This window comes from Dactylosporangium sp. NPDC000521 (assembly GCF_042898305.1).
Taxonomy (GTDB): Bacteria; Actinomycetota; Actinomycetes; order Mycobacteriales; family Micromonosporaceae; genus Dactylosporangium.
In genome coordinates this window covers 38,675-60,900 of sequence record NZ_JBIAYW010000018.1, presented here as the reverse complement: position 1 = coordinate 60,900, position 22,226 = coordinate 38,675, and the positions used below count along the sequence as shown (strand labels likewise).

The 22,226-nt window shown below is 73.1% G+C and carries 20 protein-coding genes; 13 read left to right on the top strand and 7 right to left on the bottom strand.

Annotated elements, in window-relative coordinates; all coding sequences use genetic code 11:
• Positions 1-4 precede the first annotated feature (4 nt).
• From ACFY3L_RS40690 to ACFY3L_RS40670, 5 genes are read left to right on the top strand one after another with little or no spacing between them, the layout of a single operon-like run.
• A complete protein-coding gene (locus ACFY3L_RS40690) occupies positions 5-1,369 on the top strand; it encodes an acetyl/propionyl/methylcrotonyl-CoA carboxylase subunit alpha (protein WP_389337226.1) in 1,365 nt (454 codons plus the stop codon).
• On the top strand, positions 1,366-2,148 hold the full coding sequence (locus ACFY3L_RS40685) for an SDR family NAD(P)-dependent oxidoreductase (protein WP_389337223.1): 783 nt from the start codon (positions 1,366-1,368) through the stop codon (positions 2,146-2,148). The genes ACFY3L_RS40690 and ACFY3L_RS40685 overlap by 4 nt, the downstream gene beginning before the upstream one ends.
• A 16-nt stretch (positions 2,149-2,164) precedes the next feature.
• Positions 2,165-3,085, top strand: a complete 921-nt coding sequence (locus ACFY3L_RS40680) for an aromatase/cyclase (protein WP_389337220.1) — start codon at positions 2,165-2,167, stop codon at positions 3,083-3,085.
• Positions 3,082-3,510, top strand: a complete 429-nt coding sequence (locus ACFY3L_RS40675) for a nuclear transport factor 2 family protein (protein WP_389337217.1) — start codon at positions 3,082-3,084, stop codon at positions 3,508-3,510. Before ACFY3L_RS40680 ends, ACFY3L_RS40675 begins: the two co-directional genes overlap by 4 nt.
• Positions 3,507-3,929: a nuclear transport factor 2 family protein gene (locus tag ACFY3L_RS40670; RefSeq protein WP_389337214.1), complete on the top strand. Its 423-nt coding sequence runs from the start codon at positions 3,507-3,509 to the stop codon at positions 3,927-3,929. The genes ACFY3L_RS40675 and ACFY3L_RS40670 overlap by 4 nt, the downstream gene beginning before the upstream one ends.
• A 6-nt stretch (positions 3,930-3,935) precedes the next feature.
• Here ACFY3L_RS40670 and ACFY3L_RS40665 read toward each other — a convergent pair whose 3' ends face one another.
• Positions 3,936-4,877: a septum formation family protein gene (locus ACFY3L_RS40665; protein WP_389337211.1), complete on the bottom strand. Its 942-nt coding sequence runs from the start codon at positions 4,875-4,877 to the stop codon at positions 3,936-3,938.
• Positions 4,878-4,976: 99 nt separating this feature from the next.
• Positions 4,977-5,906 carry a septum formation family protein gene (locus ACFY3L_RS40660; protein ID WP_389337208.1) on the bottom strand — a complete coding sequence of 310 codons (930 nt, stop codon included), beginning with the start codon at positions 5,904-5,906 and terminating at the stop codon, positions 4,977-4,979.
• Between the two features lie 182 nt (positions 5,907-6,088).
• Between ACFY3L_RS40660 and ACFY3L_RS40655 the strand changes: the two genes are divergently transcribed.
• Positions 6,089-7,354 (top strand): sensor histidine kinase, encoded by a 1,266-nt coding sequence (locus tag ACFY3L_RS40655; protein WP_389337206.1) that lies wholly within the window; start codon positions 6,089-6,091, stop codon positions 7,352-7,354.
• Positions 7,351-8,010 (top strand): response regulator, encoded by a 660-nt coding sequence (locus ACFY3L_RS40650; RefSeq protein ID WP_389337203.1) that lies wholly within the window; start codon positions 7,351-7,353, stop codon positions 8,008-8,010. Before ACFY3L_RS40655 ends, ACFY3L_RS40650 begins: the two co-directional genes overlap by 4 nt.
• 40 nt (positions 8,011-8,050) lie before the next feature.
• Here ACFY3L_RS40650 and ACFY3L_RS40645 read toward each other — a convergent pair whose 3' ends face one another.
• Complete coding sequence (locus ACFY3L_RS40645) at positions 8,051-11,194, bottom strand: hypothetical protein (RefSeq protein ID WP_389337200.1); 3,144 nt, start codon at positions 11,192-11,194, stop codon at positions 8,051-8,053.
• Positions 11,195-11,460: 266 nt separating this feature from the next.
• On the opposite strand from ACFY3L_RS40645, the gene ACFY3L_RS40640 reads away from it, so the two are divergent.
• Entirely contained in the window at positions 11,461-12,543 is a 1,083-nt protein-coding gene (locus ACFY3L_RS40640; RefSeq protein ID WP_389337197.1) for a glycoside hydrolase family 19 protein, read from the top strand.
• Positions 12,544-12,606: 63 nt separating this feature from the next.
• Here the strand turns inward: ACFY3L_RS40640 and ACFY3L_RS40635 are convergent, their stop codons facing one another.
• Both ACFY3L_RS40635 and ACFY3L_RS40630 read right to left on the bottom strand, forming a co-directional pair.
• Positions 12,607-13,500: an MBL fold metallo-hydrolase gene (locus tag ACFY3L_RS40635; RefSeq protein ID WP_389337194.1), complete on the bottom strand. Its 894-nt coding sequence runs from the start codon at positions 13,498-13,500 to the stop codon at positions 12,607-12,609.
• Between the two features lie 49 nt (positions 13,501-13,549).
• Complete coding sequence (locus ACFY3L_RS40630; RefSeq protein WP_389337191.1) at positions 13,550-13,849, bottom strand: antibiotic biosynthesis monooxygenase family protein; 300 nt, start codon at positions 13,847-13,849, stop codon at positions 13,550-13,552.
• Between the two features lie 121 nt (positions 13,850-13,970).
• Between ACFY3L_RS40630 and ACFY3L_RS40625 the strand changes: the two genes are divergently transcribed.
• On the top strand, positions 13,971-15,488 hold the full coding sequence (locus ACFY3L_RS40625) for an MFS transporter (RefSeq protein WP_389337189.1): 1,518 nt from the start codon (positions 13,971-13,973) through the stop codon (positions 15,486-15,488).
• 84 nt (positions 15,489-15,572) lie between these two features.
• Here ACFY3L_RS40625 and ACFY3L_RS40620 read toward each other — a convergent pair whose 3' ends face one another.
• Positions 15,573-16,415 carry an SDR family oxidoreductase gene (locus ACFY3L_RS40620; protein ID WP_389337186.1) on the bottom strand — a complete coding sequence of 281 codons (843 nt, stop codon included), beginning with the start codon at positions 16,413-16,415 and terminating at the stop codon, positions 15,573-15,575.
• A gap of 140 nt (positions 16,416-16,555) precedes the next feature.
• On the opposite strand from ACFY3L_RS40620, the gene ACFY3L_RS40615 reads away from it, so the two are divergent.
• The 4 genes from ACFY3L_RS40615 to ACFY3L_RS40600 are packed head-to-tail and all read left to right on the top strand — an operon-like array spanning position 16,556 to position 20,642.
• Positions 16,556-17,545 (top strand): methyltransferase, encoded by a 990-nt coding sequence (locus ACFY3L_RS40615; protein ID WP_389337183.1) that lies wholly within the window; start codon positions 16,556-16,558, stop codon positions 17,543-17,545.
• A gap of 4 nt (positions 17,546-17,549) precedes the next feature.
• Entirely contained in the window at positions 17,550-18,584 is a 1,035-nt protein-coding gene (locus ACFY3L_RS40610; RefSeq protein WP_389337180.1) for a phosphotransferase family protein, read from the top strand.
• Positions 18,581-19,576 (top strand): LLM class flavin-dependent oxidoreductase, encoded by a 996-nt coding sequence (locus ACFY3L_RS40605; protein WP_389337177.1) that lies wholly within the window; start codon positions 18,581-18,583, stop codon positions 19,574-19,576. The genes ACFY3L_RS40610 and ACFY3L_RS40605 overlap by 4 nt, the downstream gene beginning before the upstream one ends.
• Positions 19,577-19,586: 10 nt before the next feature.
• Entirely contained in the window at positions 19,587-20,642 is a 1,056-nt protein-coding gene (locus tag ACFY3L_RS40600; protein ID WP_389337174.1) for an LLM class flavin-dependent oxidoreductase, read from the top strand.
• Here the strand turns inward: ACFY3L_RS40600 and ACFY3L_RS40595 are convergent.
• Entirely contained in the window at positions 20,635-22,176 is a 1,542-nt protein-coding gene (locus tag ACFY3L_RS40595; RefSeq protein ID WP_389337171.1) for a hypothetical protein, read from the bottom strand. The two genes, ACFY3L_RS40600 and ACFY3L_RS40595, sit on opposite strands and share 8 nt — an antisense overlap.
• Between the last annotated feature and the right edge of the window lie 50 nt (positions 22,177-22,226).

Genomic DNA, 22,226 nt, shown 5'->3' with positions numbered 1-22,226 from the left:
GGCGGTGTTCGGGACCGTGCTCGTCGCCAACCGCGGCGAGATCGCGCTGCGGGTCGCCCGCACCTGCCGGGAGCTCGGCATCCGCGTCGCCGCCGTGCACTCCACAGTGGACAAGGAGTCGGCGGCCGTGCGGTACGCCGACGCGACCGTCCAGATCGGACCCGCCCCGGCGCGGCGCAGCTACCTGGACTACGCCGCCGTGCTCGCCGCCGCCGAACGGGTCGGCGCCGACGCGATCCACCCCGGATACGGCTTCCTGTCCGAGGATCCGTCGTTCGCGGAGGCGTGCGAGGCGGCCGGGTTCACGTTCATCGGCCCGCCCCCGAAGGTCATCGCCGCGCTCGGCGACAAGACCGCGGCGCGGGCGCTGATGGCGGCGGCGGGCCTGCCGTTGCTGCCCGGCGAGCCGGTGGCCGACGTCACGCGGGCCGCTGCCGTCGCCGCCGGCGTCGGCTATCCCGTCATCATCAAGGCCGCGGCCGGTGGCGGTGGGCGCGGCATGCGGGTCGTGGAGCGGTCGGCCGACCTGGCCGACGCCTACCTGCGTACCCGAGCCGAGGCGCAGGCGCTGTTCGGCGACGACCGGGTGTACGTCGAGCGGTACCTGCCCAACGGCCGCCACGTCGAGATCCAGGTCCTCGCCGACGCCCACGGCAACGCGGTGCACCTGGGCGAGCGCGACTGCTCCGTGCAGCGCCGTCACCAGAAGCTCATCGAGGAGACCCCGGCGCCCGGGGTACCGCGGGACGTCGTCGCGCGCATGGGCGAGGCCAGCGTCCGCGGCGCGCTCGCGGCCGGCTACGTCGGCGCCGGCACCTTCGAGTACCTGCTCGACGACGCCGGCGACTTCTACTTCCTGGAGGTGAACTGCCGCATCCAGGTCGAGCACCCGGTCACCGAGGCGGTCACCGGGCTCGACCTGGTCGCCGAGCAGCTGCGGATCGCCGCGGGGGAGCCGCTCGGCCTCACCCAGGGCGACGTCGCGCCGCGCGGCGTCGCGATCGAGTGCCGCGTCAACGCCGAGGACCCGGCCCGCGACTTCGTGCCCGCGCCGGGCCGCCTGGACTCGTTCACCGTGCCCGGCGGGCCGTTCGTGCGGGTCGACACGCACGCGTATCCCGGCTACAGCGTCCCGTCGGCGTACGACTCGCTCCTCGCCAAGCTCATCGTCTGGGCGCCGGACCGCGACACCGCCATCGCGCGCAGCCGCCGGGCCCTCGCCGACTTCCAGATCGAGGGGCCGGGCGTGCACACCACGGCCGGCTTCCTGCGCGACGTCCTCGCCGACGCGTCGTTCCGCGCCGGCACCCACGACACCGGGCTCGTCGCCCGCCTGCAGTCCCAGCCCGACACCGAGGAGGATTCATGACCGACACCCGACGGCACGCGCTGGTCACCGGGGCGACCAGCGGGATCGGCCTGGCCGTCGCCCGCACTCTGGCGAGCGCCGGGCACGCGGTCTACCTGTGCGCCCGCGACGCCGACGCCGTCGCACTCACCGTGAAGGAGCTGCGCGACGAGGGGCTGGACGTCGACGGGCAGGCCGCCGACGTCCGCGACACCGGCCAGATCCGCACCCTCGTCGCCGGTGCCGTGCAACGCTTCGGCCCGGTCGACGTGCTCGTCAACAACGCCGGCCGCAGCGGTGGCGGCGTCACGTCCACGATCGGCGACGAGCTGTGGGACGACGTCATCGCCACCAACCTCACCGCCGTGTTCCACGTGACCCGCGAGGTGCTCACCGCCGGCGGGCTGGAGGGGCGCCGGGGCGGGCGCGTCATCAACATCGCGTCCACCGGCGGCAAGCAGGGCGTCGTGCTCGGCGCGCCGTACTCCGCCTCCAAGCACGGCGTCATCGGCTTCACCAAGGCGCTCGGCCTGGAGCTGGCCCGCACCGGGGTCACCGTCAACGCCGTCTGCCCCGGCTACGTCGAGACGCCGATGGCGCAGCGGGTCCGCGCCGGCTATGCGGCCGCCTGGCAGACCACCGAGGACGACGTCCTGGACCGGTTCCAGGCGAAGATCCCGCTCGGCCGCTACTCCACACCGTCAGAGGTGGCCGCGCTCGTCGGCTACCTCGTCACGCCCGCCGCCGACCCCATCACCGCCCAGGCGATCAATGTCTGCGGCGGGCTCGGCAACTACTAGGAGACGAGGACCGACGATGACTGTTTCGCACGAGATCACAGTCGCCGCGCCGCCCGACCGGGTGTACGCGCTGCTCGCCGACGCGGCCGGCTGGCCGGCGCTCTTCCCGCCGACCGTGCACGCCGTGGTGACCCCGCTGTCGGACGGCCACGAACGACTCCAGCTGTGGGCGACCGCCAACGGCGCGGTGAAGACCTGGACCTCGCTGCGCACCCTCGACCCCGCCGCCCGCCGGATCACCTTCCGGCAGGAGGTGTCGGCGCCGCCGGTGGCGTCGATGGGCGGCGAGTGGCACGTGTCGCAGGCCGGCGACGGGCGCAGCCGGGTCGTGCTCACCCACACGTACAGCGCGATCGGCGACGACCCGGCGGGGCTGGCGTGGATCGAGGAGGCGGTCGAGCGCAACAGCGGCGCCGAGCTCGCCGCGCTGGAGGCCGGTGCGCTCGCCGACCCCGGCATCGACTTCGAGTTCTCCGACTCGGTGGAGTTCGCCGGCTCGGCGCGCGACGCGCACGCGTTCATCTGGGACGCGCAGCACTGGCCCGCGCGGCTGCCGCACGTCGTGAGCGTCGACCTGAGCGGTGAATCGGACGGGGAGCCCGCCGGGGTGCAGCGGCTGCGCATGGAGACCCTGGCCAAGGACGGCTCCAGCCACACCACCGAGTCGATCCGGGTGGGCCTGCCGGGCCTGCGCATCGTGTACAAGCAGACCCGGCCGCCGGCGCTGCTGACCGTCCACACGGGACGGTGGACGTTCGAGGAGCGCGACGGGCTCGTGACGGCCACCTCCCAGCACCGGGTCGTCCTGCGCCCGGCAGCGATCGAGCAGGTGCTCGGCGCCGGCAAGACCGTCGCCGACGCCCGCACGTTCGTGCGCGAGGCGCTCGGCGCCAACAGCCTCGCCACCCTGCGGCACGTCGCCGGGGTGACCGCATGACGACCGCCGTCGACACCGGCCTCTACCAGCGGGTGCAGCAGTTCTACGCGGTGCAGATGCGGCTGCTGGACGAGGGCCGCGCCGAGGAGTGGGCGGACACCTTCACCGAGGACGGCGAGTTCGGCCAGGACCGCCGCCCCGCACCGCGTCGGGGCCGGTCGGAGATCGGCGGCCGGCTGCGCAAGGCGGCCGACGCGCTCGCCGCCCGCGGCGTGGTCCGCCGGCACTGGCTCGGCATGCTCGCCGTCGACCCGCGACCCGACGGGACGGTGCAGACCCGCTATTACGCGCTGGTCATCGAGACCCCGGCCGGCGGCCCGTCGGCGCTGCACCTGAGCACCGCCGTCGACGACGTCCTCGTCCCCCACGGCGACGCGTTCCTGGTCCGCCGCCGGTACGTCGTGCACGACGGCTGGACCCCGTGACGCCGCACGACTTCTACGTGCGGCAGCTGCACCTGCTCGACGCCGGGGAGGTGGACGCGTGGGCGGCCACCTTCACCGGCGACGCGGTCTTCACCCAGGTCGCCCCCGCCGGCCGCGCGTTCGCCGGCGGGGCACCGGCCCAGCGCCGGGGCCGGGCGGCGATCGCCGGCGCGCTGCGGGCCGCGGTGGCGAAGCGCGCCGGTGCGGCCGTGGTCCGCCGGTACTGGCTGGACATGCTCATCGCCGACCCCGCGCCGGACGGTGCGCTGCGGACGAGGTTCGCCGCCTTCAACGTCGAGACCCCCACCGGCGGCCGCCCGGTGATCCACAACAGCACCACCGGCGAGGACCTGCTGGTGCCCGCACCGGGCGGCTGGCTCGTCGCCGCCCGGTGGATCACCCACGACGCCGTCAGGTGACCGTGATCAGACCGGCAGGGCCTTCTTGCCGAGGCCCTTGATCGAGGCCTTGGCCTTCTTGCCCGGGACGAACAGGGCGAAGCAGCGCTGGGTGCGCTCACCGGCCTCCCAGTCCGCCTTGGAGAAGCCGTCCCAGGCCATGCCCATGTCGGTGCGGGTGTCCAGCTGCGACTCGGTGAGGCCCAGATACTTCGCGATGGCGGGCCAGCAGCGGTCGGTCGTCCACTTCTCCAGCAGGTCGAGGGACGGCAGCGCGCCGCCGACGCCGGCGCCGACCTGGACGACGCCGACGAACTCCGCCTCGTGCGGCTGGGCGCAGTCGATCTGGGTGAGCGCGCGGATGTCGCCCCACCAGTTGTCCTTGCCCTTGTCGCCGTTGACGTCGATGCACCGCAGCGCCTGCGGCGCGGCGCCGGTCAGCGAGCCCTTCAGGGACGTCTTGGCCAGAGAGTTGGTGCTGGAGCCGTAGATGTCGCTCAGCGCGTAGACGGAGCAGACGTAGGTCCGCAGGCCACCGCCCCAGGGCGTCCGGTTGGGCAGCTGGACGTTGATGGCGAGCATGCCGGTGTGCCAGTCGCCGCCGACGTAGTCGGTGACGGCCTTGCTGCAGGACGCGTACGCCGCCGTGGCCTCCTCGCTGCCCTCGGCGGGCGGCTCCGAGGCCTGGGCGGCGTTGCCCTCGACGGTGCCGGTCATGACCACCTCGAGGGAGTGCGGGCGGTCGCACTCGACCCGCGCGCCGAGCAGCGACGACGGGTTGTAGGAGGGCTGCGCGCCCCGGTCCAGGCAGGTCCCGGCGGTGGGCAGCTGGAACGCCGGCGCCGCCATCGGCTGCCAGTCGTCGACCAGGTTCCCGTCCACGCCCGGAACCTTGACGGCGCAACCGGACATTCCGAGCAGGACCGCGGCGAGGGCGGCGGCGATCGCCGCCCGGGCAGGCGTCAACATCGTCTCTCGTTCCCCCATGTGTGCCACCGGACGGTGGCGATCAAGACTGTCGGCGTCGGTCGTCCGGAAGTCAATGGCGATCCGGTCACAGTTGCCGGGTCAGGCGGGGAACGCCTGCTTGCCGAGGCCCTTGACCGTGGCGCGGGCCTTCTTGCCCGGGCGGAAGAGGGCGAAGCAGCGCTGGTACGGATCGCCGGCCTCCCACTGGTCCTTGTCCATGCCGTCCCAGGCGGCGCCGAACTCGTCGCGCGCGTCGAGCTGGTCGCCGGTGAGGCCGACGAACTTCGCCACGACCTCCCAGCACGGGTCGAGCGACCGCTTGCGCATCACGTCGGGCGCGGGCAGGGTGCCGGCGGTCGGTCCGACCTGGATGGTGCCGGCGAACTCGGCCTCGTGCGGCTGCGCGCAGTCGACGGGGGTCAGCGCCGACATGTCGTCCCACCAGCCGTCCTTCGTGGTGCCGACGGCGGTGAGGCAGCGGATCGCCTTCGGCGCGGCGCCGGTGAGCGCGCCCTTCAAGGACCCGCTGGCGAGCTGCATCACGCCGTACGCGTCGCTCAGGGAGAACACCGAGCAGATGTAGTCGCGCAGCCCGCCCTGCCATGCCTGGCTGGTCGGCTGCCGCACGTCGATGCCGAGCATGCCGGTGTGCCACTCGCCGCCGACGTACTCGTTGACCGCCTTGCCGCAGGCGGTGTAGGACGCCTGGAAGCCTTCGCTGCCGGGCTTGGGCGGCTCCGACGCCTGGCCGGCGTTGCCCTCGACGGTGCCGATCAGGACGACCTCGAGAGTGTGGGACCGGTCGCACTCGATCGGGCTCGCCGCGGTGTACCGCGGGTCGAACGGCGCCTTCGACGTGGTGCCGAGGCATGTCCCGACGGCCGGCAGGTCGAACTTCGGCGCGGCCAGTGGCCGCCAGTCGTCGACCAGGTCGCCGTCGGTGCCGGCGACGCGCAGTCCGCACCCTGACGCGCCGGGCAGCACCCCGGCGAGCACGACGGCGATCGCCGCCCGGACTGCCAGTTTCATCGACTCTCGTTCCCCCGTGGACCCCACTGGACAGTGGAGACGATGACTGTCTTCGGCGTGGGCCGGAATGTCAACAGCCATGCGGATTGATGTTCGCCGCCGAACGTTCGCCGCGTTTTGCGCGGCGGTCTACGCTCGGCCGGCCGGATCGAGTCACCGTCAGCTGGAGGCGCTGCCCACACATGGTCGCAACGGCCTGGATCCTCACCGCGGCCGGGGCCGGCGGTGCGCTTTCCGTCATCGTGGTCGTGCTCCGCCTGCGCCTGAGGCGGACCGGCCTGGCCGTGCGGCGCACCATGCTGTGGCTGCTGATGACTACGCCCGTCGTGGCGGGCTACGCCGCGACGCTCGCGCTGGTCGGTGCCGCCGGCGCACCGGCACCGCAGATCCTGGCGACGGCCGCGGTCGCGATCGCATTCGCACCGGTGCGCCAATGGGCGCAGCGCCGCGTCGACCGGCTGGTGTACGGCGAGCGCACGACCGACCTGATCCGCACCGTGACCAGCGGGCTGACCGGCGCGGATCAGCCCGACCGGCAGCTGCGCGACGTGGCGGAGGGGATCGCCGCGTCGCTGCGGCTCGTCGGGTGCGTCGTGACGGTGGACGGCGCGGCGGTCGGCGTCCTGGTGACGGGGCAGGCCGGCGAACCGATGCGCGTCCCGCTGACCCGGGACGGGCGGACCGTCGGGGAACTCGTGGCGTGGCCGCCGGCCGGGGAGCGGCTCGACGGGCGGTCCGCGGCGACCCTGGATGGCCTGGCGCCGGTTGTCGCCGCGCTCGTGGACCTGACCCGGCTGCACGGCGAGCTGACCCGGTCGCAGGCCCGGGTGGCGCGGGCGCGCGACTCGGAGCGGCGGAAGCTGCGCCGGGACCTGCATGACGGGCTCGGCCCGGCGTTGAGCGGGATGGGGTTCGCCCTCGCGGGAGCGCGCAACCTCCTCCGGGCGGACCTGGACCGGCCCGGTGTCGCGGCGGCCGACAAGCTGCTCGCGGGGCTGGGCGACGAGGCCGCCCGCTATGCGGGACAGGTGCGGGACCTCGCCCGCGACCTGGTCCCGCCGGTGCTGGACACGGACGGGCTGCTGCCCGCGCTGCGAGAGCTGAGCCGGCGGTACGCGGCCGCCGGGCTGACGGTCCGGGTGGAGGGGGAGGCGGTGCCGCTCCCGCCGGACGCGGCCGTCGCGGTCTACGCGGTGGTGACCGAGGCGGTCCGCAACGTGCACCGGCATTCCGGCGCCGACGGGTGCACGGTCGCGGTGCGGCGGCAGGCGGAGCGGGTGGAGGTGTCGGTGCTCGACCACGGCAACGGTTTCGACCCGCGGAAAGGCGTAGGAGTGGGGCTGCAGTCGATGCGCGAACGGGCGGAAGGCCTCGGCGGCGAACTGACGGTGGAGGGCGGCACCGGCGGCACCGAGGTCCGGCTGAGCATCCCGGTGCGGCGGTCATGACCGCGGCGGACCGGCCGGTGCGGGTGGTCGTCGTCGACGACCACCCGGTGTTCCGGATGGGCATGGTCGCCCTGCTGTCCACGCTGGACGGCATCAGCTGCGTGGGGGAGGCCGACGGCGTGGCGACCGCCCTGGCGGTCATCGCCGAGCGGTCGCCCGACGTGGTGCTGATGGACCTGCATCTGGGCGACGGGTCCGGGGTGGCCGCGACGCGGGCCGCCGTGCAGGCGCACCCCTGGCTCGGGGTGCTGGTGGTGACCATGCTGGACGACGACGACTCGGTGTTCGCCGCGCTGCGCGCCGGGGCCCGCGGCTACCTGCTGAAGACCGCCTCGCCGGACGAGGTCGAGCGGGCGGTGCACGCGGTCGCGGGCGGTGACGTGCTGCTGGGCCGCGGTGTCGCGGCGCGGGCGGTGGAGCTGCTGCGCCCCGCCGCACAGCGGACGCCGGTGGCGTTTCCCCAGCTCACCGAGCGCGAGCGGGAGGTCCTCGACCTGGTCGCGGCGGGTCTGGACAACACGGCGGTGGCCCGGCGGCTGGCCCTGAGCACCAAGACGGTGCGCAACCACCTGTCGCGGGTGCTGACGAAGATCCGGGCGGACGACCGTGGTCAGGCCATCGTCCGGGCCCGTGAGGCCGGTCTCGGCGGGCCGTGATCCCGTGAGGCGGGCGGGGTGCCCGCCCCACGGGCTGCCACTACGAACTGGGCACGGCGTGCTGAGCGACGGCCTTGGCGGTGACGATGCTCTGGATCATCATCTCCACCGCCGGGATGCCTTCCGTGTAGCCGGGCTGGGTGGCCAGGCGGACGCTCGCGCCCTCCAGCGAGTCCCGGACGCGGTTCGAGCGCAGGGCCGACAACCACCAGACGCAGTCCACCACCGGGTCGGGGTTGACCACGGGGCGGTCCGGGTTGGTCGTCCAGGCGCACGGCAGCAGCTTGACCCTGCCGTCGTTCTGCCCGGTACGCGGATCGAACACCCCGTTCGGCCGCACGACGCACTGGTTGTTCGCGACCGCCGAACAGTATGTGTCCCGCGCCTTGCTGAACGGCCCCACGACCTGGGACCAGCCATACTCGTACGGCAGTCGATCCACGCCCACCAGGTGCAGGGCCAGCTGCTCGTCCTGCTGGAGCGAGCGGGCGAACCCGAGCCGCACGTACGCGTCGAGCAGCCGTGCCGACGTCGTCATCTGGCGGACGAGCGTGTTCAGCGGGTCACCCGCCGTCGTCATCCTGCGCTCCGCCTCAGCGTAGTAGTTGCCGGCGACCGAGTTGTGCCAGTCGCGGACCCGGGTGACGGCGGCGGCGTCGTCCGAGACCGTCATCGGCGCCGACGCCTCGAACTGCGCCTTGTAGGTCGGGCCCCACTTCTCGCTCAGCCCCTGGTCGGGCGCCGTCAGCCAGGACGCCTTCCCCGAGCGCGGCGGGTAGTACTGGCCCATCTTGCCGTACGGGAACACCTTCTCCCACTGCCGCACCGTGACGAACTTCCCATCCCAGCCCTGCTGGATGCGCATGGTCACCTTGAGGTCCGCGTAGATGGCGTACGGCTTGTCACCGCCCGGTTCGTCCGGTTCGATCATGTTCTCCCAGTTGGCGTCGTAGCACAGGCGGACCGAGGTGTTCGGCCGGGCGTACGCGGCGACCCACAGCTCCTGCGGCACCGCCAGCAACTGCACGTTGGCCGGTCGGCTCGGCTTGAAGGCGGCCTCCCTCGTGCAGTTGGCGACGACGGTCGGCTCGGCCGCCGGCTTGTCCGGCACCGCCTGGTTCGCCGGGCCGAACTGGTTGTACGCCGGGTGCCCCGCCCGCGGCAGGTCCCGCAGCTTCTCGAGCTCGATGATGATGCCGTCCGATCCCGCGCGGTACTTCCGGATCAGGTTCTCGATGATCGGGTTCAGTCGGGCCGGGTTGTCGCTGGTCGGCGTGCGCGGCTTGCTGAACGTCGCCGCGCCGTTGAGGATGGAGTACCCTGCCCCGACGAGCAGGTCGGACCGGGTCGGCTGGACCCTGGAGTGGTCCGGATTCTGCGTCATCAGCATCTTGTAGGGCTCCGCGGCCGCCAGCCAGAACTCCACGTCGGGAGTCGCGCCCACCGCGTCGCCGTCGGGCATGCCCAGGTACCGGCGGGCGTAGTCGTTGAGGTACTGGATCGCCCCGGACGCGTGGTAGCTGTCCAGCACCGCGTTGACATCGGCGTCAGGGTTGCCGGTGTTCACCATGGTCGTCCGGGCGAGCGGCTCGCGCCGGCTGGTGTCGTTGGCCTCCGTCACGAACGTGGTGGCCGCGTTCAGGTAGCTGGCCGGAGCCGGGTCGTTCCAGGGCAGCTCGCGCCCGTTGTTCATCGCCTTGAAGCCGACCGCCCCGTTGGTCCAGTAGGACAGTGGGCTGTGGCGATCCGCCCGCTGGCCCTCCACGAGCACCTGCCCCCAGAAGTCGACCTTGTAGGTCAGGTCGGCGAGCTGGCGGGTGATGTCGGCCAGCTGCTGGGCCGTCGCGTCGTGCAGCTTCAGCAGGATGTCGAACTGCTGCAGCATCTGGCTGTAAATCTCGGTGAGCGCGGATTCGATGCGGTCGAACCGTGTGTTCATCTGGTTCGACATGTTGACCACCTCCTGGCGCAGCTGCCGCAGCTCCTCCTTGATCTGTTCCTCGGGCGAGGGCCCCCCGCCGAACAGCGGCACCAGCGCCTGGATGGCGCCGAGCACGTTGCCCGCCATCGCCAGCGTGCTCATCGATGTCAGCGCCGCGACGAGTCCCTTGGACGCGATCGTCGGCAACCAGGCGTTGACCGCGGTGGCGATCTGGATCGCCGCCTTCCCGGTGCCGGCGGCGATCTCACCGGCCCGCGGGTTGGCGAACCCGATCAGCGTCGACAGCAACTGGACCGCGCCGGCGGCGCCGTCGATCCACTGCTGCCGCTGGGCCGCCTGCGCCTTGGCCTGATCCAGCGCGGCCTGCGTCGGGTTGGCGCCGTTGATCGGGAACTGGACGTTCAGCGAGTTGGCCGCCGCGGCGGAGTCGGCGAGCCGGGCGTTGATCTGGTCCAGCAGCTGCTTGAGCTCGCTGTTGCCCTTGAGGAGGTACTCCTGCATGACGTCCGCGTGGTCCAGCAGGCCCTGGACGTTGACGTAGGTTGCGATGACCGGGTCGGCCTGCAACTGGTCCGAGCTGGCCGTGGACGACACGTTGTACCTGACGCCGAACTGTCCGTCCCAGGCCGCCGCGAACGTCGAATCGGTCTCGCCGAGCCGGGCCACGGAGCCCCACACCCGGTCCTGGATCGCATACACCTGGTCGAAGAACGAGTACATGAACTGCGACGCCGCGACCCGGTCGACCATGTCGCCGTAGCCGCGCAGCTGCTCCCCGAGCGTCGACTCGATCAGCTCTTTCATGATCGGCGACGCGACGGCCCCGGCCGGGTGGGTGGCCGACAGCTCGATCAGTTTCATGACGAACTCGTACGCCGGCCGCTCCAGGTCCTCCACCCGCAACTTGCTGTCGTACCAGTTGCTCATGACGACCGCGTGGTCCATCAGGTCCTTCGCGGTGGCGCCGGGGTGCGTCTGGCGGTAGCCGACCATCTCGGCACTCAGGAACATGTGCTCCAGCCCTTGCACGCCCTGCGCCCGGTTGCGCATGTGCGCCGAGAAGAGCCGATCCCGCAGCACGTAGTTGTCGACCGGCACCGAGGTGTCCGCCGCGTACGCGACACCGGCCTCCCCGACGCTGCCGCCGGCGATCGCCACCAGCGCCAGCATCGCCGCGAGGAGGACCCGCCATCGTCCGGTGAACAATCTCGACCGCGGCCGCTGCCGTCGTGTTCTGAGCATTGTGTTTCCCCTTCCGGCCGCGGCGGCGTGCCCGGTCGGGCGCTGCTCGCCGCAGGCCAGCCCGACCCTGAGCGGGGAGCGGGCCCGGGCACCAGGGACAGGTGTCCCGGCCACCCCGGACCGCCGCTGTCGGCTGGTGGACACAGATCGCAGGCAACCATGAGCGCTTCTGACAACAGTATTTACAACTGAAGAAGTTTTGTTTACAAATAGGCATGGACGAACGTCCATCTGTGGCAGTTCCCCATCGCCGGAAGGTGACCCCCATGCCCAGACCACGCGTTTTTGCGTTGCTCGCCGCGGCCGGTATAGCGCTGGCCGCCGCCGGCGCCGCCATCCTGCCGGCGACCGCGTCCAACGCGGCGACCGCCTGCGCGGCCGCGTACAACAACTCCGCCGTCTACACCGGCGGCATGCAGGTCTCGTACAACAGCCACAACTGGACCGCCAAGTGGTGGACGCAGTACGAGGCGCCGAGCACCGGTGGCTCCGGCGTGTGGGCCGACAACGGCTCGTGCGGCGGGTCCGGTGGCGGCGGTGGCGGCACTGCCTGCAACTACCCCGCCTGGGTCGCCGGGCAGTACTACGCCGTCGGTGCGATCGTGCGCTACACCAACGGTCTCTACTACCAGGCCACCCATGAGAATCCCGGCTACGACCCGACGATCAGCACCTGGTTCTGGAGCCCGTACGCGTGCTCCGGAGGCGGTGGCGGGGGTGGTGGCGGCACCACCGGGTTCGTGGTCAGCGAGGCGCAGTTCAACCAGATGTTCCCGAGCCGGAACGGCTTCTACACCTACGCCGGCCTGACGGACGCGATGGCGAAGTACCCGGCGTTCGCCAAGACCGGCAGCGACACCGTCAAGCGCCAGGAGGCGGCCGCGTTCCTGGCCAACGTCGGCCACGAGACCGGCGGCCTCGTCTACATCAACGAGATCAACACCGCCAACTGGCCGCACTACTGCGACTACAGCCAGCCGTACGGCTGCCCGGCCGGCCAGTCCGCGTACCACGGCCGCGGCCCGATCCAGCTGAGCTGGAACTTCAACTACAAGGCGGCCGGCGACGCGCTCGGCGTCGACCTGCTCAACAACCCGGACCTGGTCGCCACCAACTCGTCGATCTCCTGGCAGACCGGCCTCTGGTACTGGATGACCGGCACCGGCAACGCCGGCACGACCTCGCACAACGCCATGGTCAACGGCCAGGGCTTCGGCACCACGATCCGCGCGATCAACAGCATCGAGTGCAACGGCGGCAACCCGGCGCAGGTGCAGAGCCGGGTCAACCTGTACAACCAGTTCACCGCCATCCTCGGCGTCCCCGCCGGCGGCAACCTCACCTGCTGAGCCGCGGGCCGGGACCCGGGCGTGTCCGGTGGGTGGGGTCGGACCCCACCCACCGGGCGCGTGTCAGGCGGCGCAGGGGAGCGGGCCGCCGCGCCAGCGGACCATCTCGGCGAAGGCGGGGGCGGACGGCAGGTAGGTGCCCGGTGGGGCGCCGGTGCGCTCGGCGTAGGCGCGGTGCAGGTTGGCGACGAGGCGCTCCGGCTCGCCCCACTCCGCGAACCCGCCGAGGTCGGCCTCCAGGGCGGTCTCCAGCGGGGTGAGGCCGGCGGCGAGCCCGCGGTCGGCGAGGTCGTCGAGCCAGCGCAGGTAGGCGGTGGTCGCCTCCAGGGCCTCGGGCCCGGCGACCGGGCCGTGCCCGCCGACGATGACCGCGGGCTCCAGGGCGGTGAGGGCGGCGACCGCGTGCAGGCTGCCGTGGACGGAGCCCATCAGCACGAACGGCGTGCGGCCCGGCATGACGACGTCGCCGGTGAAGAGCACCCGCTGCGCTGGCAGCCACGCGACGACGTCGCCGGTGGTGTGTGCCGGGCCGGGGTGCCACAGGCGCACCTCCGTGCGTCCGACGTGGACGGTGAGCCGGTCGGTGAACGTCAGGTCCGGCAGGAGGAGCGGCTGGTCGCCCCAGTCGACGCCGGGCCAGACCTGGCGCAGCGCGGTGCCGCGGGCCGCCATGTCCTCGCGGGTCGTGGCGTGGGCGACGATCGTGGCGGGCGGGGCGAAGACGGCGTTGCCGAGGGTGTGGTCGCCGTGGTGGTGGGTGTTGACGACGACGCCCGGCGGCGCCGGGGCGACCCGCCGCACCGCGTCGCGCAGCGCCAGGGCCCGGGCGTGGGTGGCGGCGGTGTCGACGAGCAGGGCGGCGGTGCCGTCCTGGACGAGCCCGGCGTTGTTGACGCACCAGCCGCCGTCCGGCTGCACGTACGCGTGCACGCCGTCGCCGATCTCGTGCAGCGTCACACCGTCACCTCCGCCCGGGTGCGTGGCTCGCCGATCGGCCGCGGACCGCTCACGCCGGCCCCGTGCCGGCCGCGACGACCTCGCAGACGTGCGGGTCGCCGGTGGAGACGGTGGAGACCCGTAGCGCGGTGCGGAAGGCCTCCTGCGACGTGGCGGTCCGGAACGCGGCGAGGTCGCGCCACTCGGCGATGTTGACGTAGACGTCGGGGTCGGTGGTGGAGCGCACGAGCTGGTAGCGGACGAGGCCCGGCTGGGCGCGGAAGAACGTGGCGACGCCGGCGTAGATCCGCTCGAGGTCCTCGGCCGGGCCGGTGAGCCGCAACGTGTTGACGAACACGACGGTGGTCATGGACCGACCCTGGACCGTCCCTCTCCAGCCGCCCTGGAGTCACGCTGCATCATGCTTGCCCTACTAGACGGGTAGGTCTAACGTAATGGACTATCAAGTCCAACAACTATCGGGAGTGATCATGGCAGTCGCCGAGCCCCCACCGGGGGAGACCGGGCGCCGTGGAGCGGACTGGGCCGTGCTGTCGCTGCTCTGCCTCGGGCAGGTGATGGTGGTGCTCGACGTGTCGATCGTGAACGTCGCACTGCCCGCCATCCGGGCCGACCTCGGCTTCAGCGACTCCGGCCTGCAGTGGGTCGTCAACGCCTACACGCTGACCTTCGCCGGCTTCCTGCTGCTCGGCGGCAGGGCCGCCGACCTGTTCGGCCGGCGCCGCATGTTCATCACCGGCCTGGTGCTCTTCACGGTCGCGAGCCTCGTGGGCGGCCTCGCCCAGGACGAGCTCACCCTCATCATCGCCCGCGGCGCGCAGGGCCTCGGCGGCGCGATCCTGTCGCCGGCCACGCTGACCCTGCTCACCACCACGTTCGTCGAGGCGCCGAAGCGGGCCAGGGCGATGGCCGCCTGGAGTGCGGTGTCCGGCGGCGGCGCCGCGATCGGCTCGCTGCTCGGCGGCGTGCTCACCGACCTGATCAACTGGCGCTGGATCCTGTTCGTCAACGTCCCGATCGGCGTGGCCGCGGTCGTCGCGGCGCTGCGGGTGCTGCCGCTGGGCCGCCCCGAGCCGGCCGCCGGCCCGCGCCGTCTCGACCTGCTCGGCTCGCTGCTGGTCACCGCCGGCCTCGTCGCCGTCGTGTACGGCACGGTCAACAGCCAGTCGCACGGCTGGGGCGACCCGGTCACCTTCGGCCCGCTCGCCGCCGGCGCCGTGCTGCTCGCCTGGTTCGTCCTGCACGAGGCGAAGGTCGCCGAGGCGCCGGTCGTGCCGCTGCGGCTGTTCGCGTCCCGCGGCATCACCGTGGCCAACCTCGTCATGTTCTGGCTCGGCTGCGCCGTCATCGCGCACTTCTTCTTCCTGTCGCTGTACATGCAGAACGTCCTCGGCTACGACGCGCTCGCCGCGGGCCTGGCGTTCCTGCCCGGCGCCATCGCGATGACCGCCGGTGCCTACGCCGGGCCGGTCCTGCTCAAGCGGGTCGGCGTCCGGCCGCTGCTCATCGGCGGGCCGCTGCTGTCCGGCGTCGGCCTCGCCTGGCTGTCGGTGATCCCGGTCCGCGGCTCGTACGCCGCCGACCTGCTCGTGCCGATGATCCTGGTGACCCTCGGCGCGGGCATCGCGATGACGCCGCTGGCCATCACGGCCACGTCGGGCATCCCGCGGCACGAGGCCGGCCTCGCCTCCGGCGTCATCAACACCACCCGGCAGGTCGGCGGGTCGCTCGGCCTCGCGGTGCTCGCGACGATCGGCGCGACCCGCGCGCAGCACCTGCTCGAGGCGGGCACGGCCCAGGCCGACGCGGTCGTCGCCGGATACCGCCTGGCGTTTCTCGTCGGCGCGGCGTTCGCGGTGGTCGGCGCGCTCACGTCGATCGCGGCCCCCGGCCCGGCCCCGGCGCCTGCCGCGGCCCCCGAACCGGCGGCCGAACCGGCCTCCGGGTCCGCCGCCGCCGAGCCCGCCACGGCCAAGTCCGCGTCCTGACCCACCCGGGCCAGGTGCCATCGCTCTCAAATCGGTGCCGGCCGGTCCCTCGCCGGCCGGCACCGCCCTCCCTGACGACGATCTCTAACGAAAGGTGTCGGCGTGGTCCTCGGCCCACTGGCGGAAGCTGCGCGGCACCCGGCCCGTCACGTCCTCGACCGTCGGCAGGACCCTGGCGCGGAACGGGCCGGCCGCGGCACGTGCGGCCAGCACCGCGTCGACCACCTCCGCGGGCACCCGCCGCGCCATCGCGGCCCGCGCCTGCGCCACGTCGAGCTCCTCGAAGCGCAGCGGCCGGCCGAGGACGCCGGCGAGGACCTCGACCTGCTCCGCCGGGCTGATCGCCGCCGGGCCGCTCAACGGCAGCACCGCGCCGTCGTGCCCGCCGTTGAGCGCCGCGACCACCACCGCGGCGATGTCGCGCGGGTCCACGATGGACGCGCGCAGGTCGCCGAAGGGCGCACGGACGACACCGGCCTCCCGTACCGACGGCGCCCACTCCAACGCGTTGGACATGAACCCTCCGGGCCGGACGATCGTCCAGGCCGGCCCCGCGTCCCGCACGGCGCGTTCCCCGTCGGCGTGCCAGCGGCCCAGCAACCCGTCAGGGTCCTCCTCGGCGGCGAGGGACGACAGTGCGACGAGCCGGGCCACGCCTGCCTTCGCCGCGGCCTGCGCCAGATGCGCGTCGTGTTCGGCCTTTCGCGGCCCGACCGACAGGAGGAACACCCGGTCCACACCGTCCAACGTGGACGGCAGGCTGTCCGGATCACCCAGGTCGCCGGCGACGAGCTCGACCTCCGGCAGCAGCGGCGCCGCCCGTGCCGGGTCCCGGGTCAGGGCGCGCACCGGCTCGCCCGCCTCCAGCAACTGCCGCGCCACCGCGCGTCCGACGGTGCCGGTGGCACCGGTCAACAGGATCGTCATGCATCCGTGTCTAACCGCACGCCCTCCAGGCCCGCTGGAGCCCCGTGCGGCGGCGCCGCGGTGGAGCCGGGCTCCATGGCAGCTCCAGCGGTCGCTCCTAGCGTCGGACAGCAGCGTCCGACGACACCTGGGAGTCCACAGTGGAGCTGAACCCCGCACCGATCCTCGACATCGCGTCGGGTGCCCGCCGCGCGCGGGTGCTGTTCGCCGCCGCCGACGTCGGTGTCTTCGGCGCCCTCGCCGAGGCGCCGGCGACCGCCGAGGACGTCCGCGCGCGGCTGGGGCTGCACCCGGCGGGTGTCGGCGACCTCCTCGCCGGGCTGGAGGCGCTCGGACTCGTCGAGCGCCGGGACGGCCGATACCACAACAGCCCCGCCGCCGGCCGCTACCTGGTGCCCGGCCGGCCCGAGTTCCTCGGCGGGTTCCTGGACTTCCTCGACCACACGCTGCACCCGGCCTGGGACGGTCTGGCCAACAGCCTCCGGACCGGCGAACCCGCGAACACCCAGGCCGGCGGCGGCGACCCCTATGCGCCGGTCCACGCCGACCCCACCTCGCGGACCGCGTTCTTCGACGCGATGGACGTGCTGAACGCGCCGATCGGCGCGGCCCTCGCCGACCTGGACTGGGGCGGCTTCGAGCACGTCGTGGACGTCGGCGGCGCCCGCGGCAACATCGCCGCGCACCTCGTCAAGGCACACCCGCACCTGCGGGTCACGGTGTTCGACCTGCCGGACGTGCGGCCCGCGTTCGAGGCGCACGTCATCTCCGATCGGGTCACGTTCGTCGGCGGCGACTTCTTCACCGACCCGCTGCCGGCCGCCGACGCCGTGCTCTTCGGCCACGTCCTGCACAACTGGCCGGTGGAGCGGCGGCGGTTCCTCGCCCAGGCGGCGTTCCACGCGGTGCGGCCCGGCGGTGCCGCGTTCGTCTACGACCCGATGCTCGACCCCGACCACCCGCAGCTGCCCAACGTCCTCGCCAGCCTCAACATGCTCGTCTGGTCCGCCGGCGGCGCCGAGTACACCTTCACCGACGCCGCCGCCTGGTTCACCGACGCCGGGTTCGCCACCGTCACGCACACCCCGCTGGTCGCGACCACGAGCCTGCTCACGGCGCGGAAGGAGTGAGGCGGTGGCCGTCCGCGTCGCCCGTGACCCCGACATCACCCGCAAGGCGCTCACCGGGTGGCTCGCCGACCGGTTCGGCGCGCCCGACCTGCGGCTCGGGCCGGTGACCGTGCCGCCGTCGACCGGCTTCTCCGCGGAGAACCTGGTCGTCGACGCCACCTGGACCGGCCCGGAGGGCCCGGCCCGGCGGCGGCTCGTCGTGCGCATCGCACCCACCAGCTACCGCCTGCACCCCCGGCCGCGGTTCTGGCAGCAGTACCACCTGCAGCGCCTCCTGGGCGAGCGCACCGACGTCCCGGTCGCGCCCGCGCTGGGCTTCGAACCCGACCCGGGGCTCCTCGGCGCGCCGTTCTGCGTGCTGGGCCACGTCGCCGGGCTCGTCCCGGCGGACCTCCCCTCGTACCACCGCGAAGGCTGGCTGCACGACGCGCCCGCGCCCATGCGGGCGGCAGCGTGGCGCAACGCCGTCGAGGTGCTCGCCCGCATCCATCGCGTGCCCCCACTGCCGCTCGATCTCGGCCCCGCGTCGCAGGTCGAGGAGCTCGCCGCGGACCTCGACTTCTACGGCTGCGCGACGGACCCGCACATCCGGGCCGGGATCGGTGTGCTCCGGGCCGCCGTGCCGGCGCAGGCCGGGCCGCCGGTGCTGCTGTGGGGCGACGCGCGGCTCGGCAACATCGTCTTCGACGGTGTGGCCGTCGCGGCGGTCCTCGACTGGGAGCTGGCCGGGGTCGGCGCGCCGGAGTCGGACCTCGCCTGGTTCCTGCACCTGGACCGGCACCTCAGCGAAGGCATCGGCGCCGAGCGGCTTCCCGGGCTGCCGGACGCCGCCACGACCGTCGCCCACTGGGCCCGCCGGACCGGTCGCGTGCCGCACGCCCTGGACTTTCACCGGGTGCACGCCGCGGTGAGGTTCGCGGCCTACACCGCCCGGGTCACCGCCCTGCTGACCGGGCACCGCCTGGTCCCTGCCGACTTCCCCCTGCACCGCAACGCGACGCGCCTGCTCGCGACCACACTCAAGGAGGTCGGCACGTGAAACTGTCCATCCTGGACCAGTCCCCGATCGGGACGGGCCAGTCACCGGCGCAGGCCCTGCGCAACACGGTCGAGCTCGCCGAGCTCGCCGACCAGCTCGGCTACACCCGCTACTGGGTCGCGGAGCACCACGCGATGCACTCCCACGGCGGGAGCGCGCCCGAGGTGCTCGTCGCCGCGATCGCCGCCCGCACCTCCCGGATCCGGGTCGGCTCCGGCGGGGTGCTGCTGAGCCACTACAGCCCGTTCAAGGTCGCGGAGGTCTTCCGTACCCTCGAGGCCCTGTACCCGGGCCGCATCGACCTCGGTATCGGCCGGTCCGCAGGGTCCAGCCCGATCGAGACGTACGCGCTGCGCGGCACGTCATCGTCGGCGGACGACTTCGACGACAAGCTCGTCCAGCTGCTCGCGTTCCTCGACGGCACGTTCCCGCCCGGGCACCCGTTCCACGACATCGTCGTCACCCCGACCGGCACCGGACGGCCCGACGTGTGGCTGCTCGGCTCCAGCCCGCGCAGCGGCGCCGTGGCCGCCCAGCTCGGCCTGCCCTACGCGTACGCCCACTTCATCAACCCGGCCCCGACCCGCGCCGTCTTCGCCGACCACCGGGCCCGCACCGGCGGCACCGGCAAGGCGATCCTCGGCATCGGCGTGTACTGCGCGGACACCGACGCCGAGGCGGAGCGCATCTACGCCACCCAGCGGGCGTTCCGCAAGCGGCTGACCCGCAACGACGTGCGGCCGGTGCCGAGCCCCGAGCAGTCGCTGCGGGAGCTCGCCGACGGCGACGACCCGCTCGGCGCGGAGCGCTTCGAGTTCCCGCGCTACGTCTACGGCACGCCGGACCGTGTCCGCGACCAGATCCTCGCCATCACCGAGGCGACCGGCGCCGAAGAGGTCATCGCGCTCGCCACCATCTACGACCATGCCGACCGCCTGCGCTCCTACGAGCTGCTGGCCAAGGCGTTCGCGCTGCAACCCGCGCTCGCCTGAGAGGACTCCGATGCGCTTCGGTATCAACCTGTTCCCGACCGTCGGGCCGGCCGACAAGGACGCCGCGTCGTACTTCGACGACGCGCTCACCCTGGTCGAGCTCGCCGAGCAGCTCGACTTCCACCACGTGAAGACGGTGGAGCACTACTTCTTCGCCTACGGCGGCTACAGCCCCGACCCCGTCACCTTCCTGGCCGCCGCGGCCGCCCGCACCTCCCGGATCCGGCTCATCACCGGCGCCGTCATCCCGGCCTTCACGCACCCGATCAAGCTGGCCGGCAAGCTCGCCATGCTCGACAACATCTCCCACGGCCGCCTCGACGTCGGCTTCGGCCGGGCGTTCCTGCCCGACGAGTTCGCCGCGTTCGGCATCCCCCTGGACGAGAGCCGCGCCCGCTTCGACGAGGGCGTCTCCGCCGTCCGTCAACTGTGGACCTCGACCGATCTCGTGTTCGACGGGCAGTTTCACCGGTTCGGCCCGGTGACGCTGCTGCCCCTGACCTACCAGCGGCCGCACCCGCCGATCCTCGTCGCCACCGCGATCACCCCTTCGTCCGCGGCTTCCGCCGGTGCCGACGGACACGGGCTGCTGCTCGTCCCGTCGATCAACAAGCGGGAGAAGGTCCAGGAGATGATCGCCGGCTACCGCGAGGCCCGCGCCGCGGCGGGACTCGACCCCGACGGAGGGGACATCCACCTCAGCTACAACTGCTACCTGTCCGAGGACGCCGACGAGGCGTACCGCAACGGCCGCCGCTACTCCGAATGGACCAACGCCCGCCTGCTGGAGGCGGTCTCGGCGTGGTCCTCGACGCGCAGCTCCGGCTACGAGGGGTACGAGAACATCGTGCGGAAGGTGTCGTCGGCGGACTTCGACAGCTCGCTGCGCGACAACAAGGCACTCGTCGGCACCCCCGCCGAGGTCGTCGACCGCATCACCACGATCCGCGACTGGTTCGGCGACGTGACGATCAGCCTCCAGGTCGTCTCCGGCAACATGCCCCTCTCGGAGTCGCAGCGCACCATCCGCCTCTTCGGCGAACAGGTCCTGCCGAAGTTCAGCTGACCGCCTGCTGGATCAGCGCCCGCATGACGTCCTGCGGCAGGGACGGGTTGGCGGCGGCGGCCCCGGCGAGGTCGGGGCCGCCGTGCTCGAGGAGTGCCAGCAGCGTCTCTGGGTCGAGGGCCGGGTGCCGGGCCGCGCTGCGCCCGGCCCGCTCATCGGCGAGGCACGCGGTCAGCGCCGGCGCGGTGGCGTTGGGATGTCTCGCGATCTCGCGGAGCGCGAGCTTCGCCGGCGGCCGCAGCGTCGCGATCCGCAGCAGGAGGTCCGCGGGGCAGGCCGGATTGCCGGCGAGTCCGGCGGCGACGCGGACCCCGTGGGCGGTGAACATGGCGTGCATGCGGCCGGGGGAGACGCGGGGGTTGGGTGCGATCGCCCGCAGCACAGCGGCGTCGCGGTCCGCGGCGAGGACGTCGACGAGGTCGTCAGGCAGTCCGGGGTGCCGCGCGACGAGCATCCGGACGACCGGTTCCTTGGACGTGGCGAGCTCCCGCAGCTCGCCGGCCGTGGCGGCGGCGATACGCGGCAGGACCGCCGGCCCGGCCCCGTCGGTGTCGACCGCGATCCATGGCGGCCTCGGCCCGGGCGGGCCGGTGGCCGCGAGGGTGGTGAGGACGTCGAGCGGGATGTTCGGGTTGTGCATGACGTACCGCTGCACGAAGTCTGTCTGGTCGGTGGCCAGGCTCCGCAGGATCGCGACCCCGACGGCCGGGTTGGTGGCGAGGGCGTGCCGGACCCCTGGGACGGGGTCGGTCGCCAGCCGGGCGTACACCTCCTGCGGCAGGCCCGGCCGGCCCGCCACGTGCCTGCGAATCCACGGCATCGGGTGACGGGCGAGGCCGACCATCGCCGGCGCGGGGGTGGACGGGTTGCGGGCGGCGGCGTTCTGGATGAAGTCCACGGACCGGGGATGGTCGCTGCCGTCGCAGGGCCCCCACGACGACGCATGGTCCGTGCCGTCGCAGCCGGGGCAGGCCTCGACAGGCGGCCGGCCGCCGTCGAGCGCCAGGCTCGCCAGGATCTCGGCGGGTGCGGCCTTGTTGGCGGCCAGTGCCATCCGGACCCGGGTGTGCGGGTGCCGGGCCAGCCTCTCGGCGAGCTCCGCGGTCATCGCCGGCGACAGCGCCGCCTCGGCGGCGACGTCCACGTCGGGGTCGTCGGCGAGCTGCGCCACCACCTCGACGGGTGTGTGTGCGGCGTAGGCGAGCAGTTCCCGGATCCAGCGATCGGGCGATGCCGCGAGTGCGTGCGCCCATTCCGCCGGTGCGCCGGTGGCGTCGAACAGCGCGGCGACCACGCGAGGGTCGCGCCCGTCGACGTCACCGGCCCGCAGCCGTCCACTGTGGACGAGCCCCACGGCGGCGCCGGTGCTCCGTGCCGCGATGGCCCGGACCTGGGCCGCGGAGAGGTCGTCACGCCCGGCGAGGTCGCCGAGCAACTCGTCGTCGCCGGCGGCGATGAGCATGTCGATCAGGTCCGCCGGCAGGGCCGGGTTGTCCGCCAGCCCGGCGAGGCGCGGGTCGTCCGCCTGTTCCACCCGTGCAGTCTTGCGCCCCGGCCGTCCCGGCGCGACGGAATTCGGACGGG

Coding starts and splice junctions, on each gene's coding strand:
- ACFY3L_RS40685 (WP_389337223.1), top strand. CDS start 1,366: ATGACCGACACCCGACGGCACGCGCTGGTCACCGGGGCGACCAGCGGG.
- ACFY3L_RS40680 (WP_389337220.1), top strand. CDS start 2,165: ATGACTGTTTCGCACGAGATCACAGTCGCCGCGCCGCCCGACCGGGTG.
- ACFY3L_RS40675 (WP_389337217.1), top strand. CDS start 3,082: ATGACGACCGCCGTCGACACCGGCCTCTACCAGCGGGTGCAGCAGTTC.
- ACFY3L_RS40665 (WP_389337211.1), bottom strand. CDS start 4,877: ATGTTGACGCCTGCCCGGGCGGCGATCGCCGCCGCCCTCGCCGCGGTC.
- ACFY3L_RS40660 (WP_389337208.1), bottom strand. CDS start 5,906: ATGAAACTGGCAGTCCGGGCGGCGATCGCCGTCGTGCTCGCCGGGGTG.
- ACFY3L_RS40655 (WP_389337206.1), top strand. CDS start 6,089: ATGGTCGCAACGGCCTGGATCCTCACCGCGGCCGGGGCCGGCGGTGCG.
- ACFY3L_RS40650 (WP_389337203.1), top strand. CDS start 7,351: ATGACCGCGGCGGACCGGCCGGTGCGGGTGGTCGTCGTCGACGACCAC.
- ACFY3L_RS40645 (WP_389337200.1), bottom strand. CDS start 11,194: ATGCTCAGAACACGACGGCAGCGGCCGCGGTCGAGATTGTTCACCGGA.
- ACFY3L_RS40640 (WP_389337197.1), top strand. CDS start 11,461: ATGCCCAGACCACGCGTTTTTGCGTTGCTCGCCGCGGCCGGTATAGCG.
- ACFY3L_RS40630 (WP_389337191.1), bottom strand. CDS start 13,849: ATGACCACCGTCGTGTTCGTCAACACGTTGCGGCTCACCGGCCCGGCC.
- ACFY3L_RS40625 (WP_389337189.1), top strand. CDS start 13,971: ATGGCAGTCGCCGAGCCCCCACCGGGGGAGACCGGGCGCCGTGGAGCG.
- ACFY3L_RS40620 (WP_389337186.1), bottom strand. CDS start 16,415: ATGACGATCCTGTTGACCGGTGCCACCGGCACCGTCGGACGCGCGGTG.
- ACFY3L_RS40600 (WP_389337174.1), top strand. CDS start 19,587: ATGCGCTTCGGTATCAACCTGTTCCCGACCGTCGGGCCGGCCGACAAG.